General features: G+C 63.4%; 14 protein-coding genes. 7 read left to right on the top strand and 7 right to left on the bottom strand.

The features are described 5' to 3' along the window. On the bottom strand, nucleotides 1–1,219 hold a 1,219-nt coding region (locus Q392_RS31170), incomplete at its 3' end, for a replication initiation protein (RefSeq protein WP_157007723.1). A gap of 489 nt (nucleotides 1,220–1,708) precedes the next feature. Here Q392_RS31170 and Q392_RS02835 point away from each other — a divergent pair. The 7 genes from Q392_RS02835 (at nucleotide 1,709) to Q392_RS02805 (ending at nucleotide 12,198) form a co-directional block, all read left to right on the top strand. Continuing rightward, nucleotides 1,709–2,953, top strand: coding sequence for an AAA family ATPase (locus Q392_RS02835; protein WP_245610626.1), 1,245 nt, complete (start codon nucleotides 1,709–1,711; stop codon nucleotides 2,951–2,953). A gap of 232 nt (nucleotides 2,954–3,185) precedes the next feature. Next, nucleotides 3,186–4,289 (top strand): ParB/RepB/Spo0J family partition protein, encoded by a 1,104-nt coding sequence (locus Q392_RS02830; protein WP_051952795.1) that lies wholly within the window; start codon nucleotides 3,186–3,188, stop codon nucleotides 4,287–4,289. A gap of 320 nt (nucleotides 4,290–4,609) precedes the next feature. Further along, nucleotides 4,610–4,837: a hypothetical protein gene (locus tag Q392_RS02825; RefSeq protein ID WP_038200976.1), complete on the top strand. Its 228-nt coding sequence runs from the start codon at nucleotides 4,610–4,612 to the stop codon at nucleotides 4,835–4,837. Further along, nucleotides 4,834–6,777, top strand: a complete 1,944-nt coding sequence (locus Q392_RS02820) for a site-specific integrase (RefSeq protein ID WP_245610625.1) — start codon at nucleotides 4,834–4,836, stop codon at nucleotides 6,775–6,777. Before Q392_RS02825 ends, Q392_RS02820 begins: the two co-directional genes overlap by 4 nt. A 592-nt stretch (nucleotides 6,778–7,369) precedes the next feature. After that, nucleotides 7,370–9,205, top strand: a complete 1,836-nt coding sequence (locus Q392_RS02815; protein WP_051952791.1) for a Mu transposase C-terminal domain-containing protein — start codon at nucleotides 7,370–7,372, stop codon at nucleotides 9,203–9,205. Nucleotide 9,206: 1 nt separating this feature from the next. After that, on the top strand, nucleotides 9,207–10,115 hold the full coding sequence (locus Q392_RS02810; protein ID WP_051952789.1) for a TniB family NTP-binding protein: 909 nt from the start codon (nucleotides 9,207–9,209) through the stop codon (nucleotides 10,113–10,115). A gap of 163 nt (nucleotides 10,116–10,278) precedes the next feature. Continuing rightward, nucleotides 10,279–12,198, top strand: coding sequence for a phage integrase family protein (locus tag Q392_RS02805; protein WP_051952787.1), 1,920 nt, complete (start codon nucleotides 10,279–10,281; stop codon nucleotides 12,196–12,198). Here Q392_RS02805 and Q392_RS02800 read toward each other — a convergent pair. The 6 genes from Q392_RS02800 to Q392_RS02785 form a co-directional block, all read right to left on the bottom strand. Continuing rightward, nucleotides 12,172–13,170, bottom strand: coding sequence for a site-specific integrase (locus Q392_RS02800; protein ID WP_038200971.1), 999 nt, complete (start codon nucleotides 13,168–13,170; stop codon nucleotides 12,172–12,174). The genes Q392_RS02805 and Q392_RS02800 overlap by 27 nt on opposite strands. Then, on the bottom strand, nucleotides 13,167–14,099 hold the full coding sequence (locus Q392_RS31670) for a tyrosine-type recombinase/integrase (protein WP_057591424.1): 933 nt from the start codon (nucleotides 14,097–14,099) through the stop codon (nucleotides 13,167–13,169). The genes Q392_RS02800 and Q392_RS31670 overlap by 4 nt, the downstream gene beginning before the upstream one ends. Then, nucleotides 14,096–15,334: a site-specific integrase gene (locus Q392_RS31665; RefSeq protein WP_057591425.1), complete on the bottom strand. Its 1,239-nt coding sequence runs from the start codon at nucleotides 15,332–15,334 to the stop codon at nucleotides 14,096–14,098. The genes Q392_RS31670 and Q392_RS31665 overlap by 4 nt, the downstream gene beginning before the upstream one ends. 507 nt (nucleotides 15,335–15,841) lie before the next feature. Next, nucleotides 15,842–16,042: a hypothetical protein gene (locus Q392_RS02795; protein WP_057591426.1), complete on the bottom strand. Its 201-nt coding sequence runs from the start codon at nucleotides 16,040–16,042 to the stop codon at nucleotides 15,842–15,844. Between the two features lie 445 nt (nucleotides 16,043–16,487). Beyond that, entirely contained in the window at nucleotides 16,488–17,708 is a 1,221-nt protein-coding gene (locus tag Q392_RS02790; protein WP_038200845.1) for an NAD(P)/FAD-dependent oxidoreductase, read from the bottom strand. A 34-nt stretch (nucleotides 17,709–17,742) separates the two neighbouring features. Beyond that, nucleotides 17,743–18,441, bottom strand: coding sequence for a GntR family transcriptional regulator (locus tag Q392_RS02785; protein WP_038200843.1), 699 nt, complete (start codon nucleotides 18,439–18,441; stop codon nucleotides 17,743–17,745). Nucleotides 18,442–18,550 lie beyond the last annotated feature (109 nt).

Below are 18,550 nucleotides of genomic sequence, written 5' to 3'. Positions count from 1 at the left end.
GCGCATTTCGACGCACCAGATCCTCCTGGAGTCCTTGCACCAGCTCGGCCTGACGTTCGGAAGGCAGTGCTGCCAGTTCGGCAGCCAACAGTTCGATGCGTTCCGCAAGCCATTTCTTCTCCCATTGAGCCAGCCTGTCGCTCGGTGCCACGCGCACGACTTCCGGCTCCTTGGCCGCCACGGCCTTCTCGCTCGCCTCTTCCTGCGCCGCCAGATGGCCTGGCAGCACGCTTTTCAAGTAGCGGAGCGGATCGCGAAGCGGCTCCGGAAAGGCGGTGGCCGCGCGTTTCTCGACCGCCTCGATCGCGGTGGCGACGGCCGCGTCGCCGAACTCCTCGATCAGCCGCTCGATCCGGGTGTGGTCAATGCCCAGCCTCTCGGCGCTCGCCAGCACGGCGACATCGACCGGCTCGGCGGCCGAGCGTTGCTGCAGCGCCAGAACCCGCTGAGGCTTCTTGCGTACGGTGAACTGAAGATCTGACACAAACCGCCCCGCCTTGAACTCGAGCATCTCGATCTCGATGTCCGCCAGGGCATTGATTTCGGCGAGCGCGGGCCGCAGGGTATCGCGCTTGAAGATGCGGTACTCGAGGCGCTGCAGACGTTCATCGTCGGGCCGCCCCAGCAACACGGGCCGCCACCAGGTCCATGGCTTGCGTGCCGTCTGCCCGACACCCAGGTAGCGGGAACAGATCTCGTAGAGCGCCACCGCGGGATGGGAGCCCAGCTGCGAGATGACTTCCAGCGACAGCTTTGCAAAGATTTCAGGATCCAGCAGTTCGTTGCGCATGTTCACCGCATACGACCATTCGACCCAGACCTGTCCGCGTTCCTTGGTGAGCCTCGCATGCGAGAGCATGCCGCACACATCCCACGTTTGCCACTCGCCTGCAGTGGGTGACTGCCACTCCACCAGCGTGGTGATCATCGAACGCAGGTGCGTCTTGATGATCTTCATGTCCCCGCTGTTGTAGTCCAGGCCTTTGACGATGTCGGTCAATGCGGCGCGAAACGTTTCCCGCTCCAGTCCCTGGTTCTGTGCGATATGAAGCAATACATTCCACGTTCTGCGACCCAACGCGGTGATCTTGTTGTTCTGAGGCACCAGCGCCAGCGAGAACACGGGCTTGAGCAATGGCACCGGCCCGCGCGCGGGCGTCGAAACTTCTCGGCTTGCTCCTGTGACCATGGCGCGACTGTAGCGCAGTGCGGGCTTCATGTGAAACGTCGATTCACTTGTCGCAATCGCGCTTTCCACATATGGGTTACCGTAAAAGCTCCGCTTTCAGCGCGGGCCCCGCTGAGCCTCAGGCGCCCTGGCTCACTGTAAAGGCTCCGGTTTGGCGGCTTCACAGGACAAGACTGGGTCTGGAAGCCGGGTCCACTGCCGGAATTTCCGCTTTACCGTATCCACTCTCCCTGCGGCCTGAACGTGCTCCGCATCCCACCGTATCCACTCTGGCGTCGACTGGAAAACCTCCAGTCTTCACCGATAAGCCTCCAAAACAACTCCTAACTTATTGATTTCATTGAATATATTCTTTGTAAAGGATTAAAGGGCTTAAAGGTATTTGACCTCTAAAAAGCCCAACGCCGGACTTCTGGAGCTTTTTCAGGAAAGAGGATGGAAGGATTGGACGAAACTTCGCCCGTTTGCGCAAAACACGTCTAACACGCACAATCGCGCCGTCAATCACCAACTCGTTCAATGATGGAAATTCGACCCCAAATCACGCTGGCCAGCGTGCACCAGCAGGCCGAGGACGCGGCAGCCATGTTGTCGAGCATCCGCTCGGCGATGTTGGCGCCGATGGTTCGCAAGGCCGCGCCGTCCTTCAGCGCCGACCAGGTGGCCACCCTATGCGAGGCCACCTCGCGGGGTTCGTTCGCCCACCGTGTCGCGAGCCGTAAGGATATGCCTTCGGGAACATTGGTGTCCAACGGGCGCAAAAGGCTGTTCACCTTGGCCGAAACGCGCCAGTGGGTGCGGGATTACCGCAAGGAGATGCTACGCCCCGAAGGCGCGGAAGCGATCACGATCTCCATCGCGAACTTCAAAGGGGGCACCACGAAGACCACCACGGCCATGACGCTGGCCCAGGGGCTGACGTTGCTGGGCCACAAGGTACTCGTGATCGACACCGATCCTCAGGCCTCGCTGACCACCCTCTTCGGCATCCTCCCCGATGTCGAGATCAGCGCCAAGGACACGATCATGTCGCTGGCCGATGGCTCATCCATGACCGTGCGGCCGATGATCCGAAGCACATACTGGGACGGACTGGACCTGGTGCCAGCCGCGAGCTCGCTGTTCGACGCGGAGTTCATGCTGCCTTCCAGGCAGGGCAAGGAGGGATTGTCGGGCTTCGAGTTCTACAGGGTCCTGGATCTCGGGATCGATGACGTGCGGGCGGATTACGACGTCATCATCATCGACAGCCCACCTGCCCTGTCCTACCTGACGATCAACGCGCTGATGGCGGCCAACGGCATCATCATGCCGCTACCTCCTGAGACGCTGGACTTCGCCTCTTCCACCCAGTTCTGGTCCCTGTTCTCCGACCTGACCCAGACAATGCTGGAAGGCCGCGGACAGACCAAGAACTTCGATTTCATCAATATTCTCCTGTCGCGTGTACCGCCCAAGGCCGGTCGCGGTGCGTCGACCACAGCGGATGCCGTGCGGGAATGGATTGGCGCCACCTACAAGGAGAAGGTGTTGCCATTGGAGATCCCGCGCACGTCGATCGCCTCCCAAAAGTCTTCCGGGTTCGGGACCGTCTATGACAGCGAGGCGGGGGATGGCAAGGACAAGACGTACAAGCGTGCCCGGGACGCCTATGACCTCTTTGTACAGCACATCGAGGTCTCGATTCGCAATGCCTGGGCAAGGCAGTTGCCGGCCCAGGCAGGGGGTTTGTACGGTACAAACCCCCTACGGGTGGAGGCCTAGGGCGGGCCGGGATGTACATGAAACGACCCCAACCAGCTTCCCAAGCGCGAGTTGCCTCAAGGGGTTTGTACGGTACAAACCCCTGGTCCAATGTTGCACCGAGTCTCAGATGCTCGTTGTGCAGCGGCGGGGTACCGCGAGGAGACCACATGCCTGGCACCGGCTGCAGGCAATTTCTCCCACTCGCAACGCGGCGCAGCGCGCTGGACAGAACTGAACAAGGAAATAGGCAATGGCAAACAAGGACCTGGTGAAGCGCGCGTTCAGCGTCACGGCAAATCTCTCCATCCCAAGCCAGCATCGGCGGGACGGCACATCAGGGTCGGAGGCTGCCGAGGAGGGCGCAAAGCTTTCCGAAGCGCCCGCCACCATCGCGCCCACCGTGCCCAACGAACAGGGTGCGGTATCCGCGGCGCCCAAGACCGGACCAGGCTCCATGTTGGCCTTCATGACAGAACAGTCCGAAGTGCATCGTGAGGTAGTGCGCCTTCGCGAGCGCCTGGGCGAATTCGACGGCGCGCAAGCGACGCGGCGTATCGATCCGAAGCTGATCAAGGCCTCCAGTTGGGCCAACCGGGATATGTCGCACTTCAAGACGCAAGCTTTCACTAGTTTGAAAGAGGAAATCGCGAGTGCAGGCGGCAATGTTCAGCCGATCAAGGTGCGCCCGATCGAAGGTGCGACCGCAGGATCGCCGAGCTTCGAGATCGTCTTCGGTCATCGTCGGCATCAGGCGTGCCTGGAACTGGGCCTTCCGGTGCTGGCGCTCGTGCAACCGGACATGAGGGACGCTGAACTCTTTGTCGAGATGGAGCGCGAGAATCGCGAGCGCGAGGACCTGTCTGCCTGGGAGCAGGGCGTCATGTACATGCGTGCGCTGGAGCAGGGCCTTTTCCCTTCTGCCAAGCAGCTGGCCGCCGCGATCGACCGGGACATGGGCAACATCAGCAAGGCGATGGCCTTGGCCAAATTGCCGGGCGACGTCGTCCGCGCTTTCGGCTCGCCCTTGAACCTCCAGTTCCGTTGGGCCACACCGCTCAAGGATGCGCATCAGCGCGATCCCGAAGGTTTGCTTGCCGCATCGCGTGAACTTGCGGCCCGCGTGCCGCCGCCTTCGCCAGCAGAGGTCTTCTCCGAACTCACCACGCAGGGGGGGACCCAGAGGCAAGCGCCAGGATCCACGACTGAATGGAAAGATGACGATGGCAAACGCATTGCGTCACTCGTCGTGGACCGGAAGGGGAGGGCGACCCTATCCTTTGACCACCCGATGGGTGATGCTCAACGTCGGAAGCTGACCAAGATGATCGACACCTTCGTGGGCAGCAAAGCCTGAGGGGCGCGTGCGCCCAGGACGGATTGCGTCGCTTGTTTGAAGTGGGTGCTTACTCCATCGGCTGAACAGTGAGCGAAGGCCGAGCGAGCAAAGGAGCGGTGCAGACGTCTAAGCATGTAAAAAACTTCAACGCCATCAAAGACTTAGAAAGATGATTTCACAAATGGCGCTGCGCAACCGGGCAAAATCCAATTGATGATTATGCGGCCAACCCATCTGGGCGAACGGCAACCAATCCGCTGGCCGTGAAAGGGGAAGGCATGCAGTAACTCGTTGCGCCAGTACCGTCCAGCTTTTAATCGGCTATCTTCATCGCGAGCATGACTACTCCGCCGACGCCGTCCCAGATCGCAAGCCTCGATGACGAGCGCCTCGAGCAGCTCGCCGTCGGTTGGCGCGCGCAGGCGCTGCGTGGCGACCGGCGGGCGTTCGGCGTAGCCCACGCTTTCGAAGTCGAACGGCGGAGGCGCCTGCGCCAGAGTCAGCTGCAGCAACTCGAGCCCCTGGAGCCTGTCGCGCCGCGCAACCCGTGGTGGAAGTTCTGGTGACCAAGCATCACGGCGCGCCTGCAAACCCAAAGAAGGGCAAGCTGCGGCAGGACCGAAAGCTGCACCGCGGTCATTTCGCCTTCATGCGGGCGCTGGCCCAGGGCCTGGACGAGCGCGCGAGCTGGGACCGGTACCTGCGGCTCGAAGGCGAGCACACCGACCTGAGAACCGTGCGACGCACGATTGCCTGGATACGCGACGAGTTTGCGGCGGCCGCCAAGCGCGAGCACAAGCCGGGTACTGCGCGGCTGATCCTGCTCGATCCCGATCGCTTCGCGTCGGCGCCGACGCTGCCGAGCTTGGCCGAGTTCGCGGCCGCCCAGGGCCTGGAGGACTTCTCCGAAGCCGAGCAAATTGAGGCCTATGAGGCGGCTTACCCGACGGGTGGCCGAGGAGGGCGGAGCGGTGCACGGCCGTCGCGTCGCGCCCGCGTCATCGACCACCAGCTGCAAGCGCTGCGATGGCTCGAGGGCCTGGTGGTGCAGGATCCGCGGCCCAGTGACAGTGTGGCGGCCTGGCTCAACCCATCGCTCGCCGCCCGGCTTGAGCGCGCCGGAGTGCCGACGCTTGTCGACCTAGTCGACCGCGTCAACGGCATCGGAGCGCGCTGGTGGGTCCGGGTGCCCGGCGTGGGCGAACTCAAGGCCGCCCGGATCCTGGACTGGCTTCACGCCAACGAGCAAGTGCTCGGCCTGCGCGTCGGTCCGCACGTCGCGCGGCCGCGTGCCCAACTGACACGGACCGCGCTGGCCGCTGTGGTGCCGGCGGCCAGCGCCCTCCGACCTTACGAGAAGTTCCTGCTGCCACCTGAGCTGGACGGCAGCGCGGGGCGATTCCGCGCGCCGCGCCAAAAGTGCCTCTTGACGGCCGCAAATGATCACCAAGCCATTGGCGCGTGGCTCGCCGCGCAGCGTTCGGGCGGTGCCGAGGGCGATCTGTCGTCGACCCAGCGCTCGTACCGCAAGGAAGCCGAGCGCCTTCTGCTGTGGTCGATCCTGGAACGCAAGAAAGCTTTGTCTTCGCTGGCGGAGGAAGACGTCATCGCGTACCGCAGCTTCCTCGCCGATCCGCCTCCGATGTGGCGCGGACCCCGGCATCACCAACGCTGGTCGCCGATGTGGCGGCCCCTCGAGGGGCCGTTGAAGCCGGCGGCGCTGCGGCAGTCCCAGATCATCTTGAAGAGCTTGTTTGCCTTCCTGACGAGCCAGGGCTATCTGATGGGAAATCCGTTCGCAGCCGTGGCACTGCCGACGAATCCGCAGCGGCCGCTCCGCTCCAATAGAACCTTGAGCTTTGCACAATGGAATCACATCGATGCGCAGCTGCAGGAGCACGCCGATACCGAAACCGGTCGCCGCTTGCGGCGCGCCGTGCGATGGCTCCACGCGACTGGGCTGCGCTTGGCGGAGATCACAAACGTGAAGTGCGAGGATCTGGAGCCGATCGACTACCGCATAGCCGATGGCGAAGCAGCGACTGACTGGATGTTGCATGTAGTGGGGAAGGGTGGGGGAAAGCGTCAGGTTCCCGTGCCTGCGAAGCTTGTGGACGAATTAGGCGACGAGCTGGCGCGCCACGGCTTCGCGCGCCAAGTCGATGCTGTTAGCAACCGGGGCATCTACGTGATGGCGCGCTTCAACGCCGAACTCGAGTGGCCGGCGAGTTGGTCCGCTTCCGGGCTTTCTCAGGCAATCAAGGCGTTCCTAGCGCGCGTGGCCGAAGGCTTAAACGAAGTCGATGCGCAGCAGCTTAAGAAAGCCAGCACGCACTGGCTGCGGCATTCGCGTGGCTCAGATGCGCTGCAGGTTCGGGAAGGGCAGACGCCGATACCCATCCAGGGGAGTGCAGAAACAACCCTGGGGCATGCGCAAATTGGGACGCCCTCCAAGTACCTGGCGACCAAGCGTGACGAGAGGCTAAGTGCGATGCAAGGGGCGTAGCGGCAAATCTATGCCCGAAACACCGAATGGCGCTCAACGTCGGCGGTCGAACGGGGAGCCCCTAGCGCAATGTACGTCCAGTCCGACCCTGACCGATCGATAGGTGAGGTGACCGAAATACACCACGGTCGCGTCGGTATGCCGCTGTTGGAGTTCTCAGATCACGCTAGTCATGCTCCAAGAAGGCGCTAGCGGGCAGAACGGCTAAGTCATTGATCTGGCGAGCGTTTTCGATGTTTTTTGGACACGCGTCGAATCGTCGTCGCGCGGCAACAGCGGTAACGGTGTGTCCTGAGTTCTTGCAAGTGCGAGCGCCATTCTCTCTAATCGCGCGAGTGCAGCCATGACCAGCGAATCAGCACCCGCCGACCGGGCCGCCCAAATTGCCCGGGTGTTGCGCCTGTCGGTTTCCCTTCAAGCTGTCATTTTTGCTCTTTCATTCTGTCAGCGCCAAGTCCGAGTGGGCCTTGATGGACGGCGCCTTCACGGCGAGCGGTTGCTCCCAGACGAGCTTTGCGACAACGTCTGACCGCCGGCGTTTTGGTGCTTTCAATTGGCACTACCTTGCATTTGACCCCTTCAATCTGTCACTATGTTCGCACTTGCCTGCGAGCGGATGATGGGTCATTTCCAAGCGCTTCCTGACGTTGTTGCGGTCGCTGCCGACAGACTGGTGGCGATCGTCCGTGTCGAGCTCGACGGAAGCGTCGTCGTTCGCGACCTTGCCAACGGCGTCTTGAGAGCGACCTCGGCGTCCGAGCTGAGTGCGCCGGCTTCTCTATCTGCATCCACCGGCACGACGCTCTCGTCTATTGCCCTCGCGACCGACGCCCAGTGGGAGCGTGCGCGGCGCCGGGAGGCTGTCGTTGCGGGGCTCACGAGCGCTACCAACCTTGGCGACCAGGTTGCAGGCGCGGCCATACGGCTCGGTGTATCGCGGCGCACCGTCTTTCGCTGGCTGGCGGCGTATCGCGCCAGTCCGCAGACGTCCTCACTGCTGCCGCACGCGCGCGGCACGCCCGTCGGGGCTCACCGCATCGACGAGAAGCTCGAGCAACTGATCGGCGAAGTCATTCGTGACATCTATCTCACGAAAGTGCGCGCCAGGAAGGAAGAGGTTGTGCGCCGTGTCGGCTTGCGCTGCTCAGCCGAAGGGCTGACGCCACCGTCGCGCAAGGCCATCCTCGCTCGGGTGCGCGCACTCGACGCGCGGCGCGTGGCCCAGGCGCGCCTCCAGCCATCGGAAGCGGCGGCGCTGTACGACCCGGTGCCTGGGACCTACAGGGTCGACCGCGCGCTCGAGGTTGTGCAAATCGACCACACCCGAGTCGATGCGATCGTTGTCGACGAGACCCACCGCCTGCCGATCGGGAGGCCCTGGTTGACCTTGGCCATCGACGTGGCCACGCGGGTCGTAACGGGTTTCTACGTGTCGCTGGAGGCGCCGTCCTCGACCTCGGTGGCCCTGTGCTTGGCCCAGGCGGTGCTACCCAAAGAGCCGTGGCTGCGAGTGAGAGCGATGACTTGCGCCTGGCCTGTCTGGGGGATGCCGCGTGCAGTCCATGCGGACAACGGCGCCGACTTCACGAGTACAGCTTTGCGTCGGGGATGCGATGAGCATGGCATCGCCCTGATCTTGCGGCCCGTCGCCACACCGCACTACGGCGGGCATATCGAACGTCTGATCGGCACGATCATGGGTCGAGTCCACTTGCTGCCCGGCACCACCGGGTCGAACCCGCTCGACAAGGGCGCCTATCCTGCCGAAGCCGAGTCCGCACTGACCATGGCCGAACTGGAGCGTTGGCTCGCCATCGAAATCTGCGAGCACTATCACCGGCGGGTTCACCGGGGCCTGCGACGCAGCCCGCTCGCAGCTTGGCAGGACGCGCTGCGTCAGGCCGGTTCAGGCCTTGGCGCGCTGCCGGACCGGCCGGAGGAGTTCGTCTTGAGCTTCCTGCCCTTTGAGCATCGCACCTTGCGTCGCGACGGGCTGCACCTGTTCAACATCCGCTACTGGGACCCGGTGCTGCCGGCGGTCGTCAGGCCTGGTGAGTCAGTTCTTGTGCGCTACGACCCGCGCAACCTTTCCAAGATCTACGTGATGGCCCCCGACGACAGCTACGTTCCGGTCCCGTACGCTGACCTGACCCTTCCGCCCATCACGATCTGGGAGCAGCGCGCCGCCATGGCCAGGCTGAGAGAGCAGGGCGACAATGCGCCGGCCCAAGCCCGGATGTTCGAGGCGGTACGCGAGCAGCGCGAACTGATCGAGCAAGCCAACGCCAAGACCAAGGCGGCACGTCGCCACGTTCAGCGCCGCCGCGACGCACTACAGGCCACGACGGGCAACGCAAGGTCGAGAGAGGGTCCGGTGGACTACTCGCAACCCGCGAAGCCCTCAAAGGCCGAGGTCTGGGACGACTGACGTGGCGCACGACCTGGAACATCTGCACAACGGAGTCTGGTCCTTCCTGGACGAGGCGCAGGAGCATCGCATCACCCGCTTGTACATGCCCAAGTGGGTTTCCTACGCTCGAGGCGACGAGGCGCTCGCGAGGATGGAGCATCTGCTGCGGCACCCGCCGTGTTCGCGGATGCCCAGCATGCTGCTGTATGGGGACAGCGATATCGGCAAGACGATGATCGTCGACAAGTTCGTCCGGGACCATCCGGATATCTGCAACGAACACGGCGAGGTCGAAGCAAGGAAGGTTCTTCGGCTGCAAATGCCGTCCAGGCCAAACGACGACAAGCTGTACGCACAGATCATTCAAGGGCTGGGACATCAAGCGCCGTACTCACGCCGCGGCACAGACCTGGAGATCCTGGGCTTGCGCCTGCTACATCGGCATCCGCCGCGACTGATGATCGTCGACGAGGTTCACCATCTGTTGGCTGGCACCGTGCGCGAACAGCGCCAGTCGCTGAACCAGCTCAAGTTCCTGAGCAACGAGTTGCGCATGCCGATCATTGCGCTGGGAACGAGCGAGGCGCTTTACGCGATGCAGGCGGACCCTCAGATCGCGTCGCGCTTTGAAGCGATGGCGCTGCCCAGATGGCGAGAGAGCGCCGGGCTGCGCGAGTTCGTGGTTAGTTTCGGCCGACTCCTGCCGCTACACCGGCCATCGCCGTTCGGCGAGAAGGAGATGATCCAGAAGCTGATGGCGTTCAGCGGTGGTCTGACCGGGAGGATCACCAGCTTGCTGGTTCAGGCGGCCGAGTTGGCGATCCGTGAGAAGAAGGAATCGATCAGCCTCTCGCTGCTCGACCGGGCTGCCGCGGCAGGGATTTTCAAACTTCCGGCGGAGCAGGAGCCCGACGAAACCGATGTGTGAACCCCAAGGTCGCCGGGGCGCCATCTGATGACACATTGAAAGGACCATCAGTGCCAATTGAAAGATCGAAAGTGACAGATTGAAGGGAAACCGACAGGCGGCTCGGGGGTCGTGCCGTCTGGGCGGCACGAATGATCTGGTCGGAACCGCGAGGGCGGCGTCGTTGACGCGCACCAAGACAAAGACAGCGCCGCGGCAGCTGCATCGCGGGCACTTCGCGTTCATGCGCGCGCTTGCCCAGGGGCTCGATGAGCGCGCCAGCTGGGACCGGTACCTGCGCATGGAAGGTGAGGGCGCGGACCCGCGCACGATCCGCAAGACCATCGCCTGGATCCGCGATGCGTTCGCGGCCGCCGCCCGGCGTGAAAACCGGCCGGGGACCGCCAAGCTCATCCTGCTGGATCCGGGAAGGTTTTCTGAAGCGCCCGCATTGCCCAGCCTGGCCGAGTTCGCGGCTGCCGAGGGCCTGGAAGACTTCAGCGAGGCGGAGCAACTGGAGGCGTATGAGGCCGCCTATCCGGCAGGGCGTGCAGGTAGTGGGCAAAAGTCGCTGCCAGGGCAGGGCAGGGCAGGGGGGCAAGGTGACCGCGCCGGCCGCGCCCAGGTCTCGCGGCGGGCCCGGCTCATCAAGCATCAACTCGAGGCGCTGCGGTGGCTGCAGGACTTGGTCGTGCGCGAGCCGCGGCCGGGCGACCCCGTCAGCGCTTGGCTCCATCCCGCCTTGGCCGCGCGGCTGGAGCGCGCGGGCCTGTCGACGCTCGATGTCCTGGTGGACCACGTCAATGCGATCGGCGCGCGCTGGTGGGTGCGCGTGCCCGGCGTGGGCGAACACAAGGCGGGGCGCGTACTGGAGTGGCTGCGAGCCCACGAAGAAGTGCTGGGCCTGCGCGTGGGCGCACACGTGGCGCGACCACGCTCCCAACTGTCGCTCGCGACCTTGGCCGCGGTCGTGCCCGCGGCCACGGCGCTCGTCCCCTACGAAAAGTTCGTTTTGCCCGCAGCGCTCGACGGTCGCGCTGGGCGCTACAGAGGCCCGTCGGAACGATGTCTGCTCATGGCCGGCAACGATCACGAGGCCATCGGAGCCTGGCTGGCGTCCAAGCGGCCCACTGCGGATGGCAAGGATCTGTCGGCGACCCAACGCTCGTACCGCAAGGAGGCCGAGCGCCTGCTGTTGTGGGCAATCCTGGAGCGTAAGACGGCCCTCTCCTCGCTCACCGTGGAGGACGCGCTCGCCTTCAGGGCGTTCCTCGCCGATCCTCCCGCGAGTTGGTGCGGACCGCGGCACGCGCAGCGCTGGTCGCCGACATGGCGGCCGCTCGAAGGAGCGCTTTCGTCAGCCGCACTGTGCCAATCGACGGCCATCCTTCGGGGACTGTTTGCGTTTCTCGTGAGTCAAGGCTATGTGGTTGGAAATCCATTCGGCGCAGTCCCCGCACCCACCTTGCGGCCCCGGCCCCTGGGGTCGAATCGCACACTGACCTTCGGCCAGTGGGACCACCTAGAGGCCTTCCTCCGGGAGCAAGGGAATACCGAAACGCGGCGGCGGGCACGCCGCGCGGTGCGCTGGCTCTATGCGACGGGGCTGCGATTGACCGAGATCTCGCGCGCGAAGTGTGAGGACCTGGAGCAGATCGAGTGGTCCACCTCAGAGGGTCGGCCAGCGACCGGCTGGCTTCTGCATGTAGTGGGCAAGGGCGGTCGCACGCGGGCCGTCCCAGTGCCTGCAGAACTGGTGACAGAGCTAGCTGAAGAACTCGCTCGCCACGGCTATGAGCCCCAAGTGTTGGCCGAAGAAAATCGTGGCATTGCCATTCTGGCGCGCTTCGCAGGCCGAGACAAAGCTCCGTTGCCCTGGTCGGCGTCGGGCCTTTATCAAGCGATCAAGTCGTTGATGACCGCAGCGGCCGAACGACTAGAAGGCATAGACGCACAGCGGCTTCGCGCTGCGAGCACGCATTGGCTGCGGCACTGTATCCCGCACCCGACTATTTACAGAGAGCCGTTGGGCGCACAGCGGAACCGAGATGTCGGCGCGGGACATAGTGTTGGGTTCTTACAGACCCTTGAGGAAGGCCAATAGCTGGTCGTCCGGTTTGTACCGCCCCAGCCTCCCAGCAGGCGGCGTGGTCTTGGCGAGGACTTCCTCTTTCAACGCGAGGTTCGCCTCCAAGTAGATTTGCGTGGTCTCGATCGATTCATGGCCTAGCCATAAGGCGATGACCGACTGCTCGACGCCCGCCTGCAGTAGGTCCATCGCGGTCGTGTGCCGCAAAACATGGGGGGTCACTCGCTTGTGCATCAACGAGGAGCACTGCTTGTTTGCCGCCGCCGCATGCTTGGCCAGGATGTAGTGCACCCCGTGCGAGCTGAGACGCCCGCCCTTGGCGTTCGGGAAGATCGGCTGGGCACCGCCCTCGGGTAATTCTTCCAACCATGCTTTCATGACGGCGCGTGTCTGTTTGCTCAGCGGCGTGCAGCGCTCTTTGCGACCTTTGCCAAGAACCCGAACATGTGAACCCGTGTCGAGTGTCACGTCGCGTCGCTGGAGTCCGGTCAGCTCGGACAAGCGCAGCTCGGTCTGCACAGCTACCAGGATCAGCGCATGGTCGCGACGACCAGACCAAGAATGCTGATCAGGGGCGGCGAGCAAGGCATCGACCTCCTTCCTGTTGAGGAAATGAACCAGCGCGCGCGTGAAGCGTTTCGCAGGAATAGCGAGCACACGCTGGATCTGAGCCAAGCACTCCGGCATTTCATACGCAGCGTAGTGAAAGAACGAGCGGATTGCAGTGAGCCGCAGGTTGCGGGTGCGGGCAGTGATCCCGCGGCTCTTCTCGAGATCATCGAGGAATGCCACGATCAATGGCGCGTCGATCTCTTCGAATGCCAACTGGGACGGCGACTTGTGCAGGCGTTGCCGAGCGAACTGGAGCAGCAATCGAAACGTATCGCGATACGCGCTGATCGTGTGACTGCTCGCATGGCGCTGCCGCATGAGACGTTGCAGGAAGAACCTCTCCAGGAGAGAGGCCAGGCTCGGGCTGCAACTCATGATGCATTCCCCCAACGGCGCTCCAGGCGTTGCATTGCTTGGGTCATCAACTCGGGCCAAGCGTCGAGGTACCAGTACGTATTGGCAACGTGGATGTGGCCCAGATAGGTCGACAAGACCGGCAGAAGTCGCTCGACATCTTGACCCTGTTGGTACCAGTGCAGCAACGTCAAGCCGGCAAATCGATGACGAAAATCATGCAGCCGCGGGCCACAGCTTGCGCCCAGCGCGCGAAGACCAAGCTGTCGCGACAATGCGTAGAACATCCGGTGCACATCGGCGCCATCGAGTCGATTGCCCCGGCCCGAAATGAACAGATTGGGCGCCGGTCGTCCCGCGAGAAACAGCGCACGCCGTTCCAGGTAGTCGGCGAGTGCGACTGCGGTCGAAGCATGAATGGGCACCAGGCGCGACCTACGGCATTTGGATCCCTCGATTCTCAGCACAGCTCTGTCAAGGTCGACATCGCTGACCTTCAGTCGCAGTGCTTCACCAATGCGCATGCCTGAAACGCTGAGCAGTCCGAACAGGCACGAGTATGTCCAGGGATGCAGCCCTGTCGCGGGCGAAAGCCCGCGTGCAGCGGCGAGCAGACCCTCGACTTCTTGCGGCGAGTAGAAGTAAGGCTTGGCCCGCCCTGGGCGGTAGGGCAACAAGCCGCACGGCGGAATCTCCGTGAGCGGATCGGTGGCTTTGTGATGGCGCGCAAATCCGCGCACGTAGCTCAAGCGCCTAGCCCGCTCTGCCGGTAGGACGGACGTGGGCTGCTGGGCCCATTCGAGGGCCAATGCCACGGTGATATGGGGTGCCTTTCTCTGCTCCAAAAATTCAATGAACCGAGGTAGCTTCAGGCCCGCTTCATACATCTTGAAGCCGAGCTCCCGCCGCATGGCGAGGTAGTCTTGCATGGCCTCGCGCAGCGGGTTCATGACGCAGCTCCCGGCCAAGGCAGCGCCAGCGCGCGCAACGCTGTCAGGTCTACCTTCGCATAGATCGTGGTGGTCTGCAGGGTGCGATGACGTAGAACCTTGCCGATCTCCGCCAGCGAGGCTCCATGATTGAGCATCTGTGTGGCAAGGGCATGCCGAAACTGATGCGCTCCCTTGCGCGAAGACTCGATGCCTGCTCGCTCGAACGCTGCCGTCACGATCGCGCCAATTGCCTGAGGCGGTTGCAGCTCCCGAATAGGCGCTCGCGCCCGCAAGAACAAATGGCGATCGGTGCTGCTTGGACGTCCATGCTGCAGGTAGCTTGCGATCGAATCGCCGACTTCCGCTGGCAACGGCAACTGGCACTCACGGCCCCCCTTGCCGCGCACCCGCAGCTGTCCAGCCTCCCAATCCATGTCTTCAAGCTTCAATTCGCAGATCTCGCACGCTCTTAGACCCAGGCGGGCGAGCAGCAAGAGGATCGCGTGATCGCGACGGCCAACTGCGGTCTGGATGTCGCAGTGGGCGAGAATCGCCCTCGCATGGTCGGGCGCAATCGCGCGGGGAATCGATGTTTGCGACCAATTTGCAACTGCGGGGATCGCCGCGGCCAGGTCTGAAGTGAGATCACCGCGGTAGCGGGCAAACTGCAGAAACGAGCGCAGCGCGCTCGTCATGGTTTTTGCGTAGCGCGGGTGGTGGCTCGCTGCCACGCGCCGCACGAACGCGACGACGTCGCTGGCCGATAGCTCTCGAAGGTTCGCCACCCCGCTTCCGAATCGCTCGGCGAGAAAGCGCCTGGCGACCGGTACATAGGCACGAATCGTATTTGGGACGAGTGAACGCTCCTTGCGCAGGTATCCGGCGAATTTCTCTACGAGTTGATCGGCGGGGGAGGCTTCGATTGGCAAGCTCTCGACCGGCGCAATATCTCCCTCTTCGCGCAGCAAGGTCAGCAGCCTGGTCAGGGCCAGCAGATCGCCTTCTCGTGGACGTCGATGATGGACGCGATACTTCAGGTACTGATCGACGTGTCCTGGCGTGATCTGCGGTAGCGCGACATCCACTTCCTTGAGCCATCGACTGAAGTCAGCAATCAGGCGCGTGTCGACATGAACCGAGGAGGCAGCATAGCCCTGCTCCATCATTCGGGATGTAAAGGTCTTGATGCGCGCCACCAGGGGTCCTTCGACCGGGTGAGCCAACGACCACGAAGGCTCGAGAGGCTGTGCCATGACGTTCTCCTTCCAAACTGGTTGACTTGGAAGGAGAAAGACTATGTCCCGCTGGCGTCGGCGATTGACTGGGAAACCTTAGGGAGGGCGCGCCAACTCGGCATAGGCGGGTGCGGGATACAGTGCCTCCTATGTACTGTGGGCCATAGGCGGCATTCGCATGGCTCGCATGCGTTGCAGGGAAGGGCAGGGCGGCCGCCGGTACCGATTCAGGTGGTTCAGAACAACCTGGGGCACGCCTCCGTTGGCACGACATCTTTGTATTTGACAACGGAGCGTGATGAGCGGTTGAAGGCCATGCGGGGATTCTGGGGCGATGGAGGCGAGGGCCGCAACCGCGAGTGATGGCGCGCTGGGTATGTCGGAGGTGCTTTCGGCGCGCACATTCGAAATGTAGACACGAACCGGAATCTCGCGAAGAGCGTTGCGGTGGCACTATCTTCCGATTCAAGCGGATGCGTTTCCGGAGGGAATATGAACTGTCTGAGGTTCTATGGTTCTTGCAAACTATTTTTCGGCAGCAAGCGCGTCGGATCGAACAATTGGGTGCCTCTCCAGATAGCGAATGCCCCTGAGCAACTTGCGCCCGAGGATGATGAAGGCCTGAGTGCTGGCAAACCCCTTGGCCCGCAGGGCCAGGTACAGCGGCTTGAGCGCGTTGCTGCGGCTGGCCGCAAATCCGGCTAGATACACCTGTCGGCGCAGCACGCCGGCCCTCGCTTGCTCGGGCGCACGAAGCACACGACCAGGATGACGGAGTCTCCTCTAGCGGCCAGCGCCAGAGAGCTAGCAGGCCTGCGCGTAGATGCCCGTCGTCAGTTGCGCAAGCACAAGCCTAGATCGCTCGCTTGTTCCTGTTGCCCTGTAGTCAAGTGCGCGAAGGGGTGGTGCGCGGGGCGTAGAACGACCGTCTCGCAATCTCTTGGCAATTCCGATCACTGGTCGAGCGGGTGTCTGCCGACCGGCCCAAGCCTCTGCGGTCGCCCGATGAGTACTGCGCTTCGATGGCGCGCCGTCAAGATGGTACGGCCGGTCGCATCCCTGGGCCAAGTTGCTTGGTCAATCCTGCGCAGCCACCGGACGAACTCGGACCTGGACGATCAGCACTAAGAGTCCATCCCGTCGAGGCGCTCTGCTCGCGTTTATCGAGAGGTTAGATCGCTCGCTGGATGATTTTGCGCAGGTCGGTTGACGGATCAGCAAGCGCCGCGACATCAGGCAGGTGCGACAGCGCCAGCAGTTTCTTCAGCGAGGCGAACTCGCGGGCGTTGTTGACGCAGGCCACGCCGACCGCGCGCCCATGCCGCACCTGGATAAGCGCGAACTTGCCGCCGCTCGCCGGAACGCCGCGGACGATCTCCGCATCGCCGGCGGCCAAGCCGACGACCTGCATCTTCATCTCGAACTGGTCCGACCAGTACCAGGGCAACTCAACGAACGGCGCGGGTTCCGTGGAGAGCAGGGCGCGGGCGGCGGCAGCGCCCTGGTTCTGCGCGTTCGACCAAGTCTCGATGCGCTCGAAGCGGCCGCTGAGCGGGTTGCGCTGGCGTGTGACGTCGCCGATGGCCAGCACCCCAGGGCAGGTGGTGCGTCCGAAGGCGTCGACGAAGATACCGTCGTCGCAGGCGATGCCAGCGGCGCGCGCAAGTTCATCGTTTGCGACCACGCCGATGCCAAGGATCACCGCGTCGACCTCCAGTGTCGACCCGTCGCTGAGCGCGACGCGCGCGCCGTCGACGCCCTTCAGCTGCGTGTTCAGCTGCAAGTCGACGCCGTGCGCGCGGTGGCAGTCAGCCACCAGCGACGACAGCGTCGTCGGGCAGCAGCGGTTCATCAACCGGTCCGCCGCTTCGACAACCGTCACCTCGCAGCCCAATCCGCGCGCGGTGGCGGCGAGCTCAAGGCCGATCACACCGCCGCCAATGACGAGCAAGCGTGCCCCAGGAACCAGCACGGCGCGGATGCGGCGTGCGTCTTCGAGAGTGCGCAGCGTGAACAGCGGAACGCCTGCATCCCGGAGAGCCGGAATCTCGCGCGGCCGGGCGCCGGTGGCGAACACGAGGGTGGCGTAGCCGAGTTCGGTGCCGTCGGTCAGGCGCACGCGCCGCTGGCGTGTGTCGATGGCCGTTGCGGTGCGGCCCCGCATCCACTCGACGTTCGGAGCGCGGCTGATGTCGAGGCGGATCTTCTCGGAATCGCCCTCGCGCTGGAAATCCTTCGACAAAGGCGGGCGATCGTACGGCGGCTCGGCTTCCGTCTCGACGACGCACACCTCCCCCGCAAAGCCGTTGCCGCGCAGCGTGGTGACGAATGAAATGGCCGCCAGGCCTCCTCCCAGCATGAGTACAGGCCCGACCGGCGAGTCGCTTCCCATCGTGATCTCCCGTAACGTTGTCGCAGCGCGATGTTCAGCGCAGCAGATGGCTCTTGCTGATGACGGAAAGGGCGCGGTGGATGTGGGTTGTCAGCAACGCACACGCCACTTCCGCCTTTCGGCCCAGAGCGGCCTCAAAGATCGCGGTGTGCTCGTCGTGCACATCCACCGGCGGCGGCCCCTGCGTAGCCGAGATGCGGCGGTAGCGCTCAGACTGCTGATAAAGCACCTGTCGCATGCGCAGCAGCCACCGCGAACGGCAGGCTGCGACAAGCGCCTCGTGGAACTGCCGGTTGCATGACTCCCAATCGTCGAAGCTGCGGGTCGCATCGACGCGCAAGCGCTGCTCGGCCAATGTCAGCTTGTGGAATGCACTAACAAGCCCGGCCTCCCAGTCGTCCTTGCCGGTGCGGATGCTTTCCCGCATCGCCTCGGTCTCCAGCAGGACGCGAAGTCGCGTCACGTCCTCCAGGTCCATCAACGACATCGGCGTGACGCGAAAGCCACGTTGGCCATGCGACACCACCAGGGAGTCTGAAACCAGCAAGGCAAGCGCCTCACGCAACGTCCCCGAACTGACTTGGTATGAACTCTTGAGGTGCTCGACCCTCAGCTTTTCGTCGGGCTTGAGACGACCGTCAATGATGTCCCGCCGCAGCTTGCGGTAGGCGGACTCGATCAATGTCCGTGGCGCATCCTCCGTGGAGGCTGGCGCCTCGAGTTCCATGTCCATGCGATTGCCTACGGGAGTCAAAGACGAGAGTTGCCCTGTATAACGAGTGTATCTCACAAAAATCTCGACAGACTATAAGGGTTCTAACCTACATGGGAAATACAGAGAT

It is taken from the genome of Xenophilus azovorans DSM 13620, from assembly GCF_000745855.1.
GTDB lineage: Bacteria > Pseudomonadota > Gammaproteobacteria > Burkholderiales > Burkholderiaceae_C > Xenophilus > Xenophilus azovorans.
The sequence above is the reverse complement of the archived record's forward strand: the minus strand, read 5'-3'. Positions and strand labels throughout refer to the sequence as shown.